Source organism: Paenibacillus filicis (assembly GCF_038070315.1).
Classification (GTDB): domain Bacteria; phylum Bacillota; class Bacilli; order Paenibacillales; family NBRC-103111; genus Paenibacillus_G; species Paenibacillus_G filicis.
In genome coordinates this window covers 30,422-43,663 of record NZ_JBBPCC010000030.1, presented here as the reverse complement: position 1 = coordinate 43,663, position 13,242 = coordinate 30,422, and the positions used below count along the sequence as shown (strand labels likewise).

The window sequence follows — 13,242 nt, the reverse complement described above, 5'->3', positions numbered from 1 at the left end:
TTTATGTAAGGGAGGCTGAGTTTCTATGATCACGATCAGCGAAACGGCTAGCGATAAAATCAAAGAAATGCTGCAGGCGGAGGAAGCTTCGAATTTGTTCCTGCGCATCGGCGTCAAATCGGGCGGATGCAGCGGTTTTTCGTATGGTATGGGTTTCGACGATACGGAGAAGGAAGACGATACAACGATGGAAATCCACGGGCTGAAGGTTGTCGTGGATGGAGATAGCGCCAAGTATCTGTACGGTGTCGAGATCGACTTCCAGGATACCGGCATCGGCGGCGGCTTCACCATCCAGAACCCGAATGCCGTAGCTTCCTGCGGCTGCGGACAATCGTTCCGTACGAAGGAAGAAGACGCGGTACTCGCGCAGCCTTGCGAGGATTAAGTTTTCATATCTGGCGTTAATAGCTATTTTGACATGCTGCCTTCCCAGCGAAAGTGTGGTATTGCGCACTGAAGCAGGGAAGGCTTTTTTGTGCGTGCCCGGCACATTTGTGGATAATTCGGAATTGCGCGATAATTATACACAGGCACAAACCTGAAGTCTTGGCCTTATCCGACTTGTTATGCACAATATCCACACAATAGGGGATAAGTTGCGGGGTATCCTGTGCTGGCGGCGGATCATGTCCTCTAAATGCTAGCGAGGAGGAGCTGGCTTATTCATAGCCGCATAATTGAGCAGTACGGTCGAGTAACCGAGCACCGCGTATAGTACAGCAAGTCCCCATGGGAAGTGGAAGAGGAACGGGAAGATAAGAAACGATACACCGCATAGCAGCGAAATCCAATGAGGCCAGGAAGACCAGCCCTTATGGCTGCGTGCGGAGAGCGAGGCAAGCACCTGCAGCAGACCGAAGATGATGCTGGTCCAAAGAGCAGGCTGATTGTCGGTAAATGAAGCCCACCAGGGAGCGGCTGCAAATACAAAACCCAAACAAGCGGCAAGTCCATTATAGAGGGCCATCCGATCTCACCATCCTTTCTATCATGGAAAGTAGGGGCAGCATCAGGGAGTGGCCCCTTGTTATCAGCATATGCAAACGGTTACAAAAAAGTTCCGGCGAAGCAGCGGAGAAGGCAAGTAGTTAAAAGATTCAGAGAAAATCGATGATTGAAAATGACGGGCCGTTTTTGACAAATGTTGATTCTGATTGTTATAATGAGTATGTAATCACTCAATTAAATGATAGGGGATGAACTCATGGCCCGTCCTCTTAGTGAAGAGAAACGAAAGGCATTGCTTGCGGCTGCAGCCAACGAGATTGCATCTGTTGGCATTGCCGCATCTACGAGCAAAATCGCAAAGAATGCCGGGGTCGCCGAAGGGACGTTATTTGTCTATTTCCCGACGAAGGACGATCTGCTGAACCAGCTTTATCTGGACTTGAAGTCCGATCTGACGCTCATCCTCTCGGCTGATTATTCGGTTGATGCCAGTGTTCAAGAACAGTTTCAGCGGCTCTGGAGTCAATTTGTCGAGTGGGGAGCGAGCCATCCGAATAAGTGGAGAGCCCTGCGGCAGCTTAGCGTCTCCGAAAGAATTACCGAGGATAGTCAGCGTGCTGGCGAAACGATGTTTACTGATTTTCAGACGATGGTGGCAGAAGGCTTTAAGACGGGCGTTCTTCGTGAACAGCCGGTTTCCTTTCTGGCAGGAATCATTCAGGCTCTCGCAGACATGGTTTTAGAGATGGCCTTCCGGGAGCCGGACCAGCTATGTCAACTCAAATCGATGGGCTGGGAGGCGCTGTGGGGAGCTATTAGCCGGCCGTAGACTTTAGGTCGGATCGTTATCAGAAAAAAGACGAAAGTGAGGGATCTACGATGAAGGTTATCCTAACTGGAGCTACAGGCATGGTTGGAGAGGGGGTTCTGCATGAATGTCTCCTGGATCCAGAGGTTGAAGAGGTGCTTGTCATCAGCCGCAGAATATCCGGGATGTCTCACCCTAAGCTAACTGAGCTTGTTCACGATAATTTCTTCGACCTATCCTCTATAGCCGAACGGCTGAAGGGCTATGATGCTTGCTTCTATTGTCTTGGCATATCATCAGTAGGCAAGAGCGAAGCGGATTACACGAGGATTACTTACGATATGACGATGCATATGGCCGAATTGCTCTCGCGGTCGAACCCGGGCATGGTTTTTTGCTATATTACAGGGAGCGGCACCGACAGCACGGAGCAGGGACGAAGCATGTGGGCCCGGGTGAAAGGAAGGACGGAAAATCACCTCTTGCAGCTGCCGTTCCGGGCTGCCTATATGTTCCGTCCCAGCTACATCCATCCGACCAAGGGCCTGAAAAATACGTATAGCTACGCTTGGACCATAACCTGGCTGTATCCGCTGCTAAAGCCGTTGTTCCCCAATCAACTGCTCACCATGAAGGAGCTCGGAAATGCCATGCTTCAGGTGGCTCGAACCGGGTACGAGAAGCCTATCCTCCAGGTTCCGGACATTCTCCGGCTGGCTCATCAGCAGGACCGGGTATAACTGTGGAAGGACTAGCATCGGTCTTCGGAGGACATAAGCTGTATCGTTCTCGCAGCAAGCAGCGTTTCACTGAAAAGGAAGACAATGGGAATTATAAAAAATGATTAAAGTTTTTTATTACCGTTCTTACCATTCACGGGTGTGTATAACTTTGTCCACATATCCGTCCGCAATAACATCCATTATTCTACAGTTATCAACATCCTACACACAGGTTGTGCACAACCGGATGTGGATAACGGAACGCTTGTTCTAAGTTTTTGCCCATGGTAATATAACTTTACTTTAAAGAATAAGTAAGGTGATGACTATGAAATTGATCAGTAATGAGATTTTGGTAGATTCATACTTTAAAGCCCTTGACCTGATGCTTGAAGAAGAATTTGTCGAATTGTTATTGGAAGAGATCAATCGTCGTCAACTTGACTTGAATTTCTACAGAGAAGGCGATGCGCAGGTCTGCTGACCGGCGCTTTTTTTTGCCCGTAAGGTTCGTTGGCGCAAATCGAACAGCCCTTTGCCGGCTGGTGGGCAAAGGGCCGATCGTTGCCTACATGTTCAGACAGGGATTACAGCTTCATGTTCGAGCTGTGGCCTGGGGACAGCTTCGCCGTAGGGTCGATGTAGACCTTGGCGTTGTTGATAGCGGTTGGGGCTTCGCCGAAGCCAACGGCAATCAGCTTAAGCTTGCCGGGGTAGGTGGTAATATCGCCAGCTGCGAAAATTCCGGGGATATTGGTTTCCATGCGGGAGTCGACGACGATAGAGCCACTCTCGATGTTAAGTCCCCATTCGCCGATCGGACCGAGGGAGGATACAAAACCAAAGTTTACGATCACGGCATCGACATCGACAACCGTTTGCTCGCCGGACTTGATATCATTCAGTACAACGGAAGAGATGCTGTCGTTGCCATGCAGGGAGACGATTTCTTTCGGAGTCAGCACTTTAACCTTGGAGTTCTTCAGGTTTTCTACACTGTGCTCATGCGCGCGGAATTTATCGCGGCGGTGGATCAGGGTCACTTCTTCGGCGATCGGCTCCAGCATCAGCGCCCAGTCAACCGCGGAGTCGCCGCCGCCGCTGATCAGCACCTTCTGGCCCTTGAACTTATGCAGATCGCTGACGAAGTAGTACAGGTTTTTCTTCTCGTACTGGGCAGCTTCGGGCAGCTCAAGTCTTCTAGGCTCGAAGGCTCCTACGCCTCCTGTGATGATGACGGCTTTGGATTGATGAACACCTTTGTCCGTCGTAACCTCGAACAAACGCTCGTCCTTCTTCTCAACCTTCAGCACTTTCTCTTCCAGGCGGATGTCGATGCCTTCGAAATGCTTCATCTGTGCATCCAGATTATTAACGAGCTCCTGAGCGGTTACCTTAGGGAATCCGGCTACATCGTAGATGTATTTTTCAGGATAGAGTGCTGCGAGCTGTCCACCGAGCTGCGGCATGCTTTCGATCAGCTTAACGGAAGCCTGACGCATCCCGCCGTAAAAAGAAGCGAACATCCCGGCAGGCCCTCCGCCGATGACAATAATGTCTACAATTTCGTTACTCATGAAATGAAAGCACCTCCGGTACGGTTATGAATCCACTCTATTATAAACGCCCGCCCCTTTCATGAAAATACGAAAGAGAACAATTATCAATTAAAATAATTAATGGCGTTCATAATTTTTTCAAATAGCCCCTCGTTCATTGAAATATAATTGAAATATTACGTCATTTTGTAAACAAAATAACACTTGCTATTTCAGACGTAACATTATATCATTTCATAAGAATTGGTTACTTCTGTGCATTAATGGGGTTTGGGTCCCTGGTTTTATCATATTCTGCCTAAAAAATGCCCACAATAAACAAAAGCTTGATCAAATCGGATAAAACTCGGTTTCGATATAGATTGTGTAATTTTTCACAAAGAATTTTGGAACAACCTACAATGCATAATAGAAAAACTACCTAGGATGGAAGGGATCGAGCATGAGTCGAATACCAAGAATTGTGATTTTGGGTGCTGGTTATGGCGGTATTGTAACAGCGATCCGGCTGCAGAAGGAACTGAACTATAACGAAGCGGACGTTACGCTGGTAAATAAACACGATTATCACTATATTACCACCCATCTTCATATGCCAGCTGCCGGCACAGACAATCCGGAGAATGCGCGCGTCAACATTCTTAAGCTGATCGATGAATTCAAGATCGATTTTGTGAAGTCGACCGTCGTCCAGATTCGTCCGCAGGAGAAGAAGGTTATTCTTGAGGAAGGTACGCTTTCCTACGACTATCTCGTCATCGGGCTGGGGGGAGAGCCGGAAACCTTTGGCATTCCGGGTCTGAAAGAGCATGCGATGAACATCCGCTCGATCAACAGCGTGCGGTTTATCCGTGAGCATATCGAATACCAGTTCGCCAAGTTCAAGCGGGAGCCGGCGCGTACCGACTATCTGACGTTCGTCGTTGGCGGAGCAGGCTTCACGGGCATCGAATTCGTCGGCGAGCTGGCCGACCGCATTCCCGAGCTCTGTAAGGAGTTCGACGTTGACCCTTCTGTGGTGCAGATCTATAACATCGAGGCAGCACCGACGGCGCTGCCTGGCTTCGACCCCGAGCTGGTGGAATACGCGATGAACGTGCTGAAGAACAAGGGCGTGACGTTCAAGATTGCGACAGCGATTAAGGAATGCACGACGGACGGCGTCGTCCTCGCAACGGGCGAGGAGATCAAGTCCTCTACTGTGATCTGGACCGGTGGCATCCGCGGCAACCATATGCTGGATGAAGCAGGCTTCGAGACGATGCGTGGACGCATCAAGGTTGACGATACGCTGCGTATCCCAGGACATGAGAACATCTACGTGCTGGGTGACTGTTCCATCGTCATGAATCCAGAGGGTCGTCCTTACCCGCCGACCGCTCAGATTTCGATGCAGCAGGCTGATGTCTGTGCGCATAATCTGGTGGCTCAGATCCGCAACTCCGATCTGAAGAAATTCGAATACAAGCCGAAGGGCACTGTGGCATCGCTCGGCCGCGGGGAAGCGATCGGCATCGTCGGCTCGAAGAAGATCAAGGGCGGCGTGGCTTCGGTGATGAAGAAGATCATCGACGTCCGCTATTTGTACACGATCGGTGGCATTCCGCTGGTTCTCAAGAAAGGCCGCTTCTAGACTGTGCGCCACTGCAGCGTTCAGGTTCGGGGGCTGTTGACCCGGGAGGAGCTGGACCGGTACAACGCCTTGATCGATGTCGGGCACTTTCTGGAAGAGCAGATGCGCTATGATCTGGTGGCTCCGGTGCAGAAGGAGATCGATATTTTGATTCTGCCTGCCATCGAGCGCCTCAAGGAGAAGTCGCGCCAGCGCGACCGCGATACGGAGGAGTATTTGCGGCGCAAGGCGATGGATGAGGAGCTGGCGAAGCTGGCTGCTGAGGAAGACGAATACTAAGCCTATAGAGCCTTGTCTGAACGGTCATTTGGCCGGGAGGGCAAGGTTTTTTATGTTCAGGGGACCGTAACGAGAGCTGTGGACGGGAAGTAAATTCGGAAAGCAAAGGACCTTCGACTTCCCGGGTGCGGGATGTCGAAGGTCCTGTTCGGTTCCTAGCGCTTGCTTACAGCTTGAGCAGAGCGGCTGTTTTGTCAGCATCCAGCAGGTTGCCGACATAGAAGTCGCCGAACTCGCCGAAGCGGGCGCTCGTCTCGTCAAAGCGCATTTCGGTGACGATTTTCTTGAATTGCAGCGGATCGTCCGAGAACAACGTCACGCCCCATTCCCAGTCATCGAGGCCGATGGAACCGCCGATGATCTGCTTCACCTTACCAGCATAAGTCCGGCCGATCGTCCCGTGACCACGCATGAACGTGCGGCGTTCATCGGTGCTCAGCATGTACCAGTTGTCCTGGCCTCCGCGGCGCTTGTTCATCGGGTAGAAGCAGATATGCTTCGCTTTCGGCAGAATCGGCTTCAGGCGGGCGAGAATGTCCGGGTCCTGCATCGGATCAGAGCCTGGCTTGGCCATGTAGCCGCCCAGCTCGACAACGGATACGTACGAGTAGGTCGGAATCGTCACTTGCGAGAACAGCGTCTTGTTGAACGCGGTCTCGAGCTCGTTGAGCTCCTCCAGCGTCTCGCGCAGGTGCATGAAGACGAAATCAGCCTTCTGCCCAACGACGGAATAGAAAGCAGTGCTGCCGAGCTTCTGGTCCTCGGTAGACTGATATTGCTTCAGCAGGGACAGCAGCTCGTCCTCCGCGCGGTTGCGTTCCTGGGCACTCAGGCTTCTCCAGGCATTCCAGTCGATCGCACGGAAATCATGCAGGCTGTACCAGCCATCGAGCGTATGTACGGCTTCACTCATGCTTTATCTCTCCCTTTGGCTATCTGAATATAGTCAGGCAAGCTTTTCCTTAACTTGTTTCATTGTAGCTAAAGAATCGGGCTAGGGCAACTGTGTGGCGAACCGGTGAGCAAACGGTGACAAAGTGTTCACACGCTCCGGAAAGGGCAGACTTTACCCCATCGCGGATTTGTTTATAATAGTAAGAGAGAATGCCAAAAGGAGCTGTCTGCGTTGCTGCAACTGATTATTGTCACGGTGCTGCTGTTCGTGCTGTTTTTCGGACTTGGGTTCATATTGAACATGCTGATGAAAACAACCTGGTTCCCTATATACGGATATATTGCGCTCGTCATCGGCCTGGTCATTTACTGGGGCTGGGGAACGGGATCGCTGGGGGAAAATATCGCCGAATACTCGGTCTTCGACTATGTGCCGGCGGTCGGAGGGCTGATCGGGGCTGTGCTAAGCGGCTCGACGATCAAGTCGCTGCGCTCCAAGGGCTACAGCATGTTCTAGAACCGCTTGATGCGAGGCCCGGATAAGGGATAGAGAAGGAGGCTCGTCCGCTAGCCAAGGACGCAGCCTTCTTTTTCTTCTACACCGCTGTCGATTGCTGTGGTAAAATGAAGATTAACACTTGGCCTTACGGATGGGGTTGGAAATGTATTGAGAATTACCAATATGCTTCATTTTTCGGAATATCATCGCTTTGTCGTTGTACGGGATTTTGCCCTCAGCGGACTCGATTATAAAATGCTGACGGCCATGTATCAGCCGATGGTCGGGGCTTACGCGATCAGCCTGTACCACACGCTGTATCACCAACTGCCCGGAGACAAGACAGGCTGCTCGGAGATGGAGCAGCAGCGCAAGCTGTTTCTGGCACTGGAGCTAGAGGCTGGCGAGCGGGGCCGCAAGTGGCTCATCGATCAGACGTCGAAGCTTGAGGCGGTCGGCTTGCTGCGTACGTCGCGCAGGTTCGCTGCAGCGTCGGAGGATTACGTCTACGAATATGAACTGTTCGAGCCGCTAACGCCCGGAGAGTTTTTCAAGAACCATCATCTCACGCTGCTGCTCCGCGATAAAATCGGCAAGTATGCCGTGTTCGCGCTGCGCGACGAGCTGGTCGTGCCCGAAGCAGAGGAGCTCAAGCGGGCCAATACGGAGAATTTATCGGTGCCTTTCTATGATCTGTTCCGGCTTAGCGCAGAGGTCGACCCCGAGCTGGAGCAGGCGTTCTTCGAATCGGCAGCCACGGCGATCGACGAGCGGAAGCCGGAGGTTGCCAATAAGGGATTCTCGTACGCGGAGATTATTATGCGGTTCCCGCATGACTCGTTGAACCGCGAATATGTAGAGAGTCTGAAGTATGAGCCTGAGCAACTGGCGACGATCAACTACGTGGCCAAGAAGTATGGCTTATACCTGACGGATGTGTGCAAGCTGCTGGATGAGGACGGGGTTTTTGAAGAGGGAGGCCAACTCGTGCTTGAGCTGCTCCAGCACCGCGCCAACCAGGTGTTCCGCCAGGACAAGAAGCGCAGTGAAGACCGCGTGAGGCTGATGGCCAAGCTGCCGGGCCGGAACGAAGCCGCCCGGGCCGATGAACGGACCGAGCAAGCGGAGGAGAGCAAGGACAAGCCTGTGGAGATGTCCTACTATCTGGAAGTGCCCGACTTATTCCAGGGAGAATGCAATCAGCATCAGTACAATTACATCCTGCGCAATGAACCGTATACGTTCCTGCTGGAGAAGATTTTCTCGCGCGGAACGGTGCCTGACGGGTTGCTGGATACGCTGTCCCGGGTCGAGCTGAATTATGGGCTGCGTGAAGAAGTCATTAATGTCCTCATCCATTTTATTTATATTACGAAGCGTTCCTGGTCTAAGAAGTATATGGAAGCGATCGTTACCGACATGCTGGGCAAACAGGTCGCTTCGTTCGAGCAGGCCGTTCATTATGTGCGTGAGCAGATGGAATATAGCGAGAAGAAAGCACGGGCAGCTAAGCCGGGCTTTGCCGGGACTTCGTCCGCATCTGGCAGAGGCCCGCGCAGCGGGACGCGGCAGAAGCCCCAGATCCCGGTGGTCCAGGATGGCGCCAAGCCGTCCCGGGTGCTGTCCGAAGCGGAGCGTGAGGAAATGAGGCGCAAGGCGCGGCTGCTGGACGGGCAGCTATAAGGCGCATTATACATCAGATCGTATAGGCCAGGACCCTTAGGGGCTGAGCACTTGCGGATAAAAGCAATGTGATATAGCTATGTGCTTCACAAGGAGGTGCTGCAATCATGGCAATGGAATCGCTAGGAGATTTGCTGCGAGGGGGGATTCCCGGGCAGAAGCTGCTGCAGCAGGCGGAGGAGAAGGCCCGCGAGATAGCGGCCGACCCGCTGATCGTGAAGCTCAGGCAGAAGCATCCCGAGCTGGACCGGCAGACGATCAAGCTGAATTTGAACAAGCTGCATCAACATGTGCGGGAGCATGCCAACTGTACGAATTGTCCGGGACTGGACCGCTGTCCGAACGACATGGAGGGTCATTACACCATGCTGAGGATCGAGCCGGGAGAGGACTGGACACGCGTATACGACCACAAGGTCGCCTGCAAGAAATTCATCGCCCAGTCGACACAGGATGCGATCCGCAGCCGGATCCGCAGCTTTTACGTGGATGAGCGGGCGTTGTCCCAGGGCTATTCCTCGTTGGAGATTATGGATAAGGACCAGGAGCGGGAACCTGCCGTGCTGCAGGTGATGGATTTTGTGCTCAAGGCGCGCCAGGACGGCTTGCCTAAGGAAGGCCTGTATCTAAGCGGCCATTTGGGCACAGGAAAAACGTTCCTGATGTGCTACCTGCTCTATGAGCTGGCCAAGGACGGGTATACAGGTGCGATTGTGTATATGCCGGACTTTGCCGAGGATTTGAAATCCATGTTCCAGGACCCGCTCAAGCTGAAGGAAACAATCGACGCTTTGAAGGAAACCGATCTGCTGGTCTTCGACGATATCGGAGCGGAGAATTTGAATCCGTGGCTGCGCGATCATGTAATGGGCGCGATTCTTAACTACCGGATGAACCGGAAGCCGACCTTTTTCACGTCCAATCATGATCTGGATGCGCTCGAGCAGCATTTCAGCTTCACGAGCAAGGATGGCGACGAGGAGTTCAAGGGACGTCGGATCATGGACCGGATCCGCCCTTTCGTCGACGTCGTCGACGTGGTCGGATACAATAAACGGGGCCGTGGGAAGCAGGTATAGCTCTGAGGCAGGACTGCTGCTTGGGGAAGCATGATGTGACCGGGAAGGCAAGGAATCGGGACGAGCATCCCAGTAAGCATTAAGTTCATATAAGCACTAAGATGTACAGAAAAAAAGACCGCCCGTGTAGAACGAGCGGTCTTTTTTTCATGGTTCATCCGGGGTCCTACTTCACGAGAAGCGAGATGACCGTTGCGACGATGGCGATCACGAACAGGACGCCGAAAAATACGCCGAAGCCTAACCCTACGTCGATCAAGTCATTCCGTTGTTCCTCGTACACATGCAGTTCCGGGTGTCTCGGATCGTTGCTCATTTGAGTTCCTCCTTATCGCTTCGTGCGGCGGATGCGCAGGTCCTGCAGACCGTTCAACCGCACACGTCAGGCATCATAACGTAAGCATATAGGGCTAGTATACCCAACTTCGCAGATTGTTGTAAAGGATCGGAAGTGACAATTGTGCAAACTTTGCCTCGGTTGAAAACTCGGTGCTTTGTGGTATACTTTACATGTTGATATTATCCCGCTCGAGAGGAGTTTTTCCTAATGGCTATCGTGAATGTAAATGATCAGTCTTTTACCGGCGAAGTGGAAGGTTCCGGTACAGTTCTTGTAGATTTCTGGGCTCCTTGGTGCGGCCCTTGCAAAATGATCGCTCCGGTTCTGGAGGAGCTCGACAAAGAAATCGGCGACAATGTCAAAATCGCCAAAGTTAACGTCGATGACAATCCAGAGTCCGCTTCCCGCTTTGGCGTGATGAGCATCCCGACGCTGATCGTCTTCAAAGACGGCCAGCCGGTTGACAAGGTTGTTGGTTTCCAATCCAAGGACGCTCTGAAAAACGTCATCAGCCGCCACCAATAATTGGCTGCCGATAGGTAAATGGATGAGAAAAAGCTCTTTTTCTGCTATGCTGGAAAAGAGCTTTTTTGCTTTGTGTAAGAGAGGGGAGAAGGAGTATGACCGTCTCGCAGGGGGACTGGAACCCGGAGGAACGGAAGAAAATACGGGAAGCGATCAAGACCAAGCTATCGCTCGTCCCGGAGCTGCCGGGCTGTTATCTGATGAAGAACCGGGAAGGTACGATTATTTACGTAGGCAAGGCCAAAATCCTGCGCAACCGGTTGCGCACGTATTTCACGGGGAGCCATACGACCAAGACGCAATTTCTCGTCAACGATATCGTCGACTTTGAATATATTGTGACCGCCAGCAATATGGAAGCACTCATTCTGGAGTGCAACCTGATCAAGAAATATGTGCCGCGGTACAATGTGCTGCTGAAGGACGACAAGTCCTTTCCTTATATTAAAATTACGAATGAAGCTCATCCGAAGCTAGAGGTCACGCGCCGGGTGCTCAAGGATAAGGGGAAATACTTCGGACCGTATCCGAACGCGTATGCGGCCCAAGAGACCAAGAAGCTGCTGGACCGGCTGTATCCGCTGCGCAAATGCAACACGCTGCCGGATAAGGTATGTCTCTACTATCATCTGGGACAATGCATCGCGCCCTGTGAGTATGAAATCGAGCAGGAGACGTACGACAAGATGGTCGGCGAAATTGCACGGTTTCTGAACGGCGGGCATGATGACATCAAGGAAGACCTCCAGCGGAAGATGCAGGAGGCGGCCGAGGAGCTGAACTTCGAGCGGGCCAAGGAGATGCGCGACCAGATCATGCATATCAATGCGGTGATGGAGAAGCAGAAGATCACGACGACGGATAAGATGGACCGCGACGTGTTTGGCTTCGCCGTGGACAAGGGCTGGATGTGCGTGCAGATTCTGTATATGCGCCAAGGCAAGCTGATCGAGCGACATGCGACGATGTTCCCTTACTATGGGCAGGCTTACGACGACTTTATCTCCTTCGTGACCCAGTACTACAGCGACAATCCGGCGCTGCCGAAGGAGATTTTCCTGCCGCTCAGTGCAGAGGAAGCGGAGATTGCCGTCGGCCCCGCAGATGCTGCAGGCATACAGAAGGAATCCGGCTTGGAGGTTGAAAGTCAGGCGGACCGGCTGGCTTTCCGTGAAGCGGTGGCTGCGGCGGAAGCCGGGGAGCCACTGCCTGACGATGAAGGGGAACCGCAAGCGGATGAAGGCTCCACTGAATCCAAAGCATCGGATGACGGAGGTCTATCCGAGGTGAAATCGGACGTCAAGGAAGCGCTGGAGAGCTGGCTGAAGGTTCGGGTTCATATGCCGCGCCGCGGGCTGAAGAAGAATATGGTCGGCATGGCCTGTGACAACGCCCGTGTGGCGCTGGAGGAGAAGTTCAAGCTGATCGAGCGGGATGCCGAGCGGACCGTGAAGGCCGTCGAGAATCTGGGGCAATACCTGGGAACGGGAACGATCCACCGGATCGAGGCTTTCGATAACTCGAATATTCAGGGCTCGGACCCGGTTTCCGCCATGGTCGTCTTCACTGACGGCAAGCCCGACCGCAAGGAATACCGCAAGTACAAGATTAAGACTGTACAAGGGCCGGACGACTACGAAACGATGCGGGAGGTCGTACGGCGGCGGTATGAGCGCGTATTGAAGGAAGGACTGCGGATGCCCGATCTGATCGTCATCGACGGAGGGCGGGGACATCTGGCGGCAGCCGTCGACGTGCTGGAGAATGAGCTGGGCCTGCATCTGCCTGTATGCGGGCTGGTGAAGGATGCCAAGCATAAGACGGCGCAGCTGCTGATGGGGGACCCGGCGGAGGTCGTGCCTCTGCCGCGCGACAGCCAGGAGTTTTACCTGCTGCAGCGCATCCAAGACGAGGTTCACCGCTTCGCTATCACGTTCCACCGCGAGACGCGGGCCAAGTCGATGATCGTCTCGACGCTCGACTCGATCACCGGGATCGGCGAGAAGCGCCGCAAGGCCATGCTCAAGCATTTTGGCTCGCTGAAGAAAATCAAAGAGGCCGAAGTCGCAGACTTCAAGCCTCTGGGCATAGGGGAGAAGCTCGCTCTCCATATTCTTGCTTCGCTGAACGGTCCAGCAGATACAGACCCGGATGCGGCTTCCGGGGAAGAGAGCGACAAAGTGTCTGGCGAGTTGGAGAATACCGGGCTGGCGGAATAACCGAAGCTCCAGTCAGACACCACATCTCAGTTGTTCCATAGCGGACGAGAA

Annotated in this window: 15 protein-coding genes; 11 read left to right on the top strand and 4 right to left on the bottom strand. The window is 53.0% G+C overall.

The window, feature by feature from the left end; genetic code table 11:
- The first annotated feature begins 25 nt into the window (after nt 1-25).
- The gene (locus WMW72_RS31545; protein ID WP_341419573.1) at nt 26-388 is read left to right on the top strand and encodes a HesB/IscA family protein; all 363 of its coding nucleotides are present in this window, start codon (nt 26-28) and stop codon (nt 386-388) included.
- A gap of 255 nt (nt 389-643) precedes the next feature.
- Here WMW72_RS31545 and WMW72_RS31540 read toward each other — a convergent pair whose 3' ends face one another.
- Entirely contained in the window at nt 644-970 is a 327-nt protein-coding gene (locus WMW72_RS31540) for an SPW repeat domain-containing protein (protein ID WP_341419572.1), read from the bottom strand.
- 237 nt (nt 971-1,207) lie between these two features.
- Between WMW72_RS31540 and WMW72_RS31535 the strand changes: the two genes are divergently transcribed.
- The 3 genes from WMW72_RS31535 (at nt 1,208) to sda (ending at nt 2,965) form a co-directional block, all read left to right on the top strand.
- Entirely contained in the window at nt 1,208-1,780 is a 573-nt protein-coding gene (locus tag WMW72_RS31535) for a TetR/AcrR family transcriptional regulator (RefSeq protein ID WP_341419571.1), read from the top strand.
- 50 nt (nt 1,781-1,830) lie between these two features.
- Nucleotides 1,831-2,499 (top strand): NAD-dependent epimerase/dehydratase family protein, encoded by a 669-nt coding sequence (locus tag WMW72_RS31530; protein WP_341419570.1) that lies wholly within the window; start codon nt 1,831-1,833, stop codon nt 2,497-2,499.
- Between the two features lie 310 nt (nt 2,500-2,809).
- Nucleotides 2,810-2,965 carry a sporulation histidine kinase inhibitor Sda gene (gene sda / locus WMW72_RS31525; RefSeq protein ID WP_341419569.1) on the top strand — a complete coding sequence of 52 codons (156 nt, stop codon included), beginning with the start codon at nt 2,810-2,812 and terminating at the stop codon, nt 2,963-2,965.
- Nucleotides 2,966-3,068: 103 nt separating this feature from the next.
- Here the strand turns inward: sda and WMW72_RS31520 are convergent, their stop codons facing one another.
- Nucleotides 3,069-4,058 (bottom strand): NAD(P)/FAD-dependent oxidoreductase, encoded by a 990-nt coding sequence (locus WMW72_RS31520; RefSeq protein ID WP_341419568.1) that lies wholly within the window; start codon nt 4,056-4,058, stop codon nt 3,069-3,071.
- 424 nt (nt 4,059-4,482) lie between these two features.
- On the opposite strand from WMW72_RS31520, the gene WMW72_RS31515 reads away from it, so the two are divergent.
- Nucleotides 4,483-5,673: an NAD(P)/FAD-dependent oxidoreductase gene (locus tag WMW72_RS31515; protein ID WP_341419567.1), complete on the top strand. Its 1,191-nt coding sequence runs from the start codon at nt 4,483-4,485 to the stop codon at nt 5,671-5,673.
- 3 nt (nt 5,674-5,676) lie between these two features.
- Entirely contained in the window at nt 5,677-5,952 is a 276-nt protein-coding gene (locus WMW72_RS31510; RefSeq protein ID WP_341419566.1) for a hypothetical protein, read from the top strand.
- Between the two features lie 166 nt (nt 5,953-6,118).
- On the opposite strand, the gene hemQ is transcribed toward WMW72_RS31510, so the two are convergent.
- Nucleotides 6,119-6,865 (bottom strand): hydrogen peroxide-dependent heme synthase, encoded by a 747-nt coding sequence (hemQ, locus tag WMW72_RS31505; RefSeq protein WP_341419565.1) that lies wholly within the window; start codon nt 6,863-6,865, stop codon nt 6,119-6,121.
- A gap of 213 nt (nt 6,866-7,078) precedes the next feature.
- Between hemQ and WMW72_RS31500 the strand changes: the two genes are divergently transcribed.
- From WMW72_RS31500 to dnaI, 3 genes are all read left to right on the top strand, one after another.
- The gene (locus WMW72_RS31500) at nt 7,079-7,363 is read left to right on the top strand and encodes a YuiB family protein (protein ID WP_341419564.1); all 285 of its coding nucleotides are present in this window, start codon (nt 7,079-7,081) and stop codon (nt 7,361-7,363) included.
- A gap of 165 nt (nt 7,364-7,528) precedes the next feature.
- Nucleotides 7,529-9,028, top strand: a complete 1,500-nt coding sequence (locus WMW72_RS31495) for a replication initiation and membrane attachment family protein (RefSeq protein WP_341419563.1) — start codon at nt 7,529-7,531, stop codon at nt 9,026-9,028.
- A gap of 113 nt (nt 9,029-9,141) precedes the next feature.
- Complete coding sequence (dnaI, locus tag WMW72_RS31490) at nt 9,142-10,107, top strand: primosomal protein DnaI (RefSeq protein WP_341419609.1); 966 nt, start codon at nt 9,142-9,144, stop codon at nt 10,105-10,107.
- Between the two features lie 166 nt (nt 10,108-10,273).
- Here dnaI and WMW72_RS31485 read toward each other — a convergent pair whose 3' ends face one another.
- Nucleotides 10,274-10,423, bottom strand: a complete 150-nt coding sequence (locus WMW72_RS31485) for a YqzM family protein (protein ID WP_341419562.1) — start codon at nt 10,421-10,423, stop codon at nt 10,274-10,276.
- A 231-nt stretch (nt 10,424-10,654) separates the two neighbouring features.
- Between WMW72_RS31485 and trxA the strand changes: the two genes are divergently transcribed.
- The gene (gene trxA / locus WMW72_RS31480) at nt 10,655-10,972 is read left to right on the top strand and encodes a thioredoxin (protein WP_341419561.1); all 318 of its coding nucleotides are present in this window, start codon (nt 10,655-10,657) and stop codon (nt 10,970-10,972) included.
- Nucleotides 10,973-11,067: 95 nt separating this feature from the next.
- A complete protein-coding gene (gene uvrC, locus WMW72_RS31475) occupies nt 11,068-13,191 on the top strand; it encodes an excinuclease ABC subunit UvrC (protein ID WP_341419560.1) in 2,124 nt (707 codons plus the stop codon).
- The last annotated feature ends 51 nt before the right edge of the window (nt 13,192-13,242 follow it).

Coding starts and splice junctions, on each gene's coding strand:
- WMW72_RS31545 (WP_341419573.1), top strand. CDS start 26: ATGATCACGATCAGCGAAACGGCTAGCGATAAAATCAAAGAAATGCTG.
- WMW72_RS31540 (WP_341419572.1), bottom strand. CDS start 970: ATGGCCCTCTATAATGGACTTGCCGCTTGTTTGGGTTTTGTATTTGCA.
- WMW72_RS31535 (WP_341419571.1), top strand. CDS start 1,208: ATGGCCCGTCCTCTTAGTGAAGAGAAACGAAAGGCATTGCTTGCGGCT.
- WMW72_RS31530 (WP_341419570.1), top strand. CDS start 1,831: ATGAAGGTTATCCTAACTGGAGCTACAGGCATGGTTGGAGAGGGGGTT.
- sda (WP_341419569.1), top strand. CDS start 2,810: ATGAAATTGATCAGTAATGAGATTTTGGTAGATTCATACTTTAAAGCC.
- WMW72_RS31520 (WP_341419568.1), bottom strand. CDS start 4,058: ATGAGTAACGAAATTGTAGACATTATTGTCATCGGCGGAGGGCCTGCC.
- WMW72_RS31515 (WP_341419567.1), top strand. CDS start 4,483: ATGAGTCGAATACCAAGAATTGTGATTTTGGGTGCTGGTTATGGCGGT.
- hemQ (WP_341419565.1), bottom strand. CDS start 6,865: ATGAGTGAAGCCGTACATACGCTCGATGGCTGGTACAGCCTGCATGAT.
- WMW72_RS31495 (WP_341419563.1), top strand. CDS start 7,529: ATGCTTCATTTTTCGGAATATCATCGCTTTGTCGTTGTACGGGATTTT.
- dnaI (WP_341419609.1), top strand. CDS start 9,142: ATGGAATCGCTAGGAGATTTGCTGCGAGGGGGGATTCCCGGGCAGAAG.
- WMW72_RS31485 (WP_341419562.1), bottom strand. CDS start 10,423: ATGAGCAACGATCCGAGACACCCGGAACTGCATGTGTACGAGGAACAA.
- trxA (WP_341419561.1), top strand. CDS start 10,655: ATGGCTATCGTGAATGTAAATGATCAGTCTTTTACCGGCGAAGTGGAA.
- uvrC (WP_341419560.1), top strand. CDS start 11,068: ATGACCGTCTCGCAGGGGGACTGGAACCCGGAGGAACGGAAGAAAATA.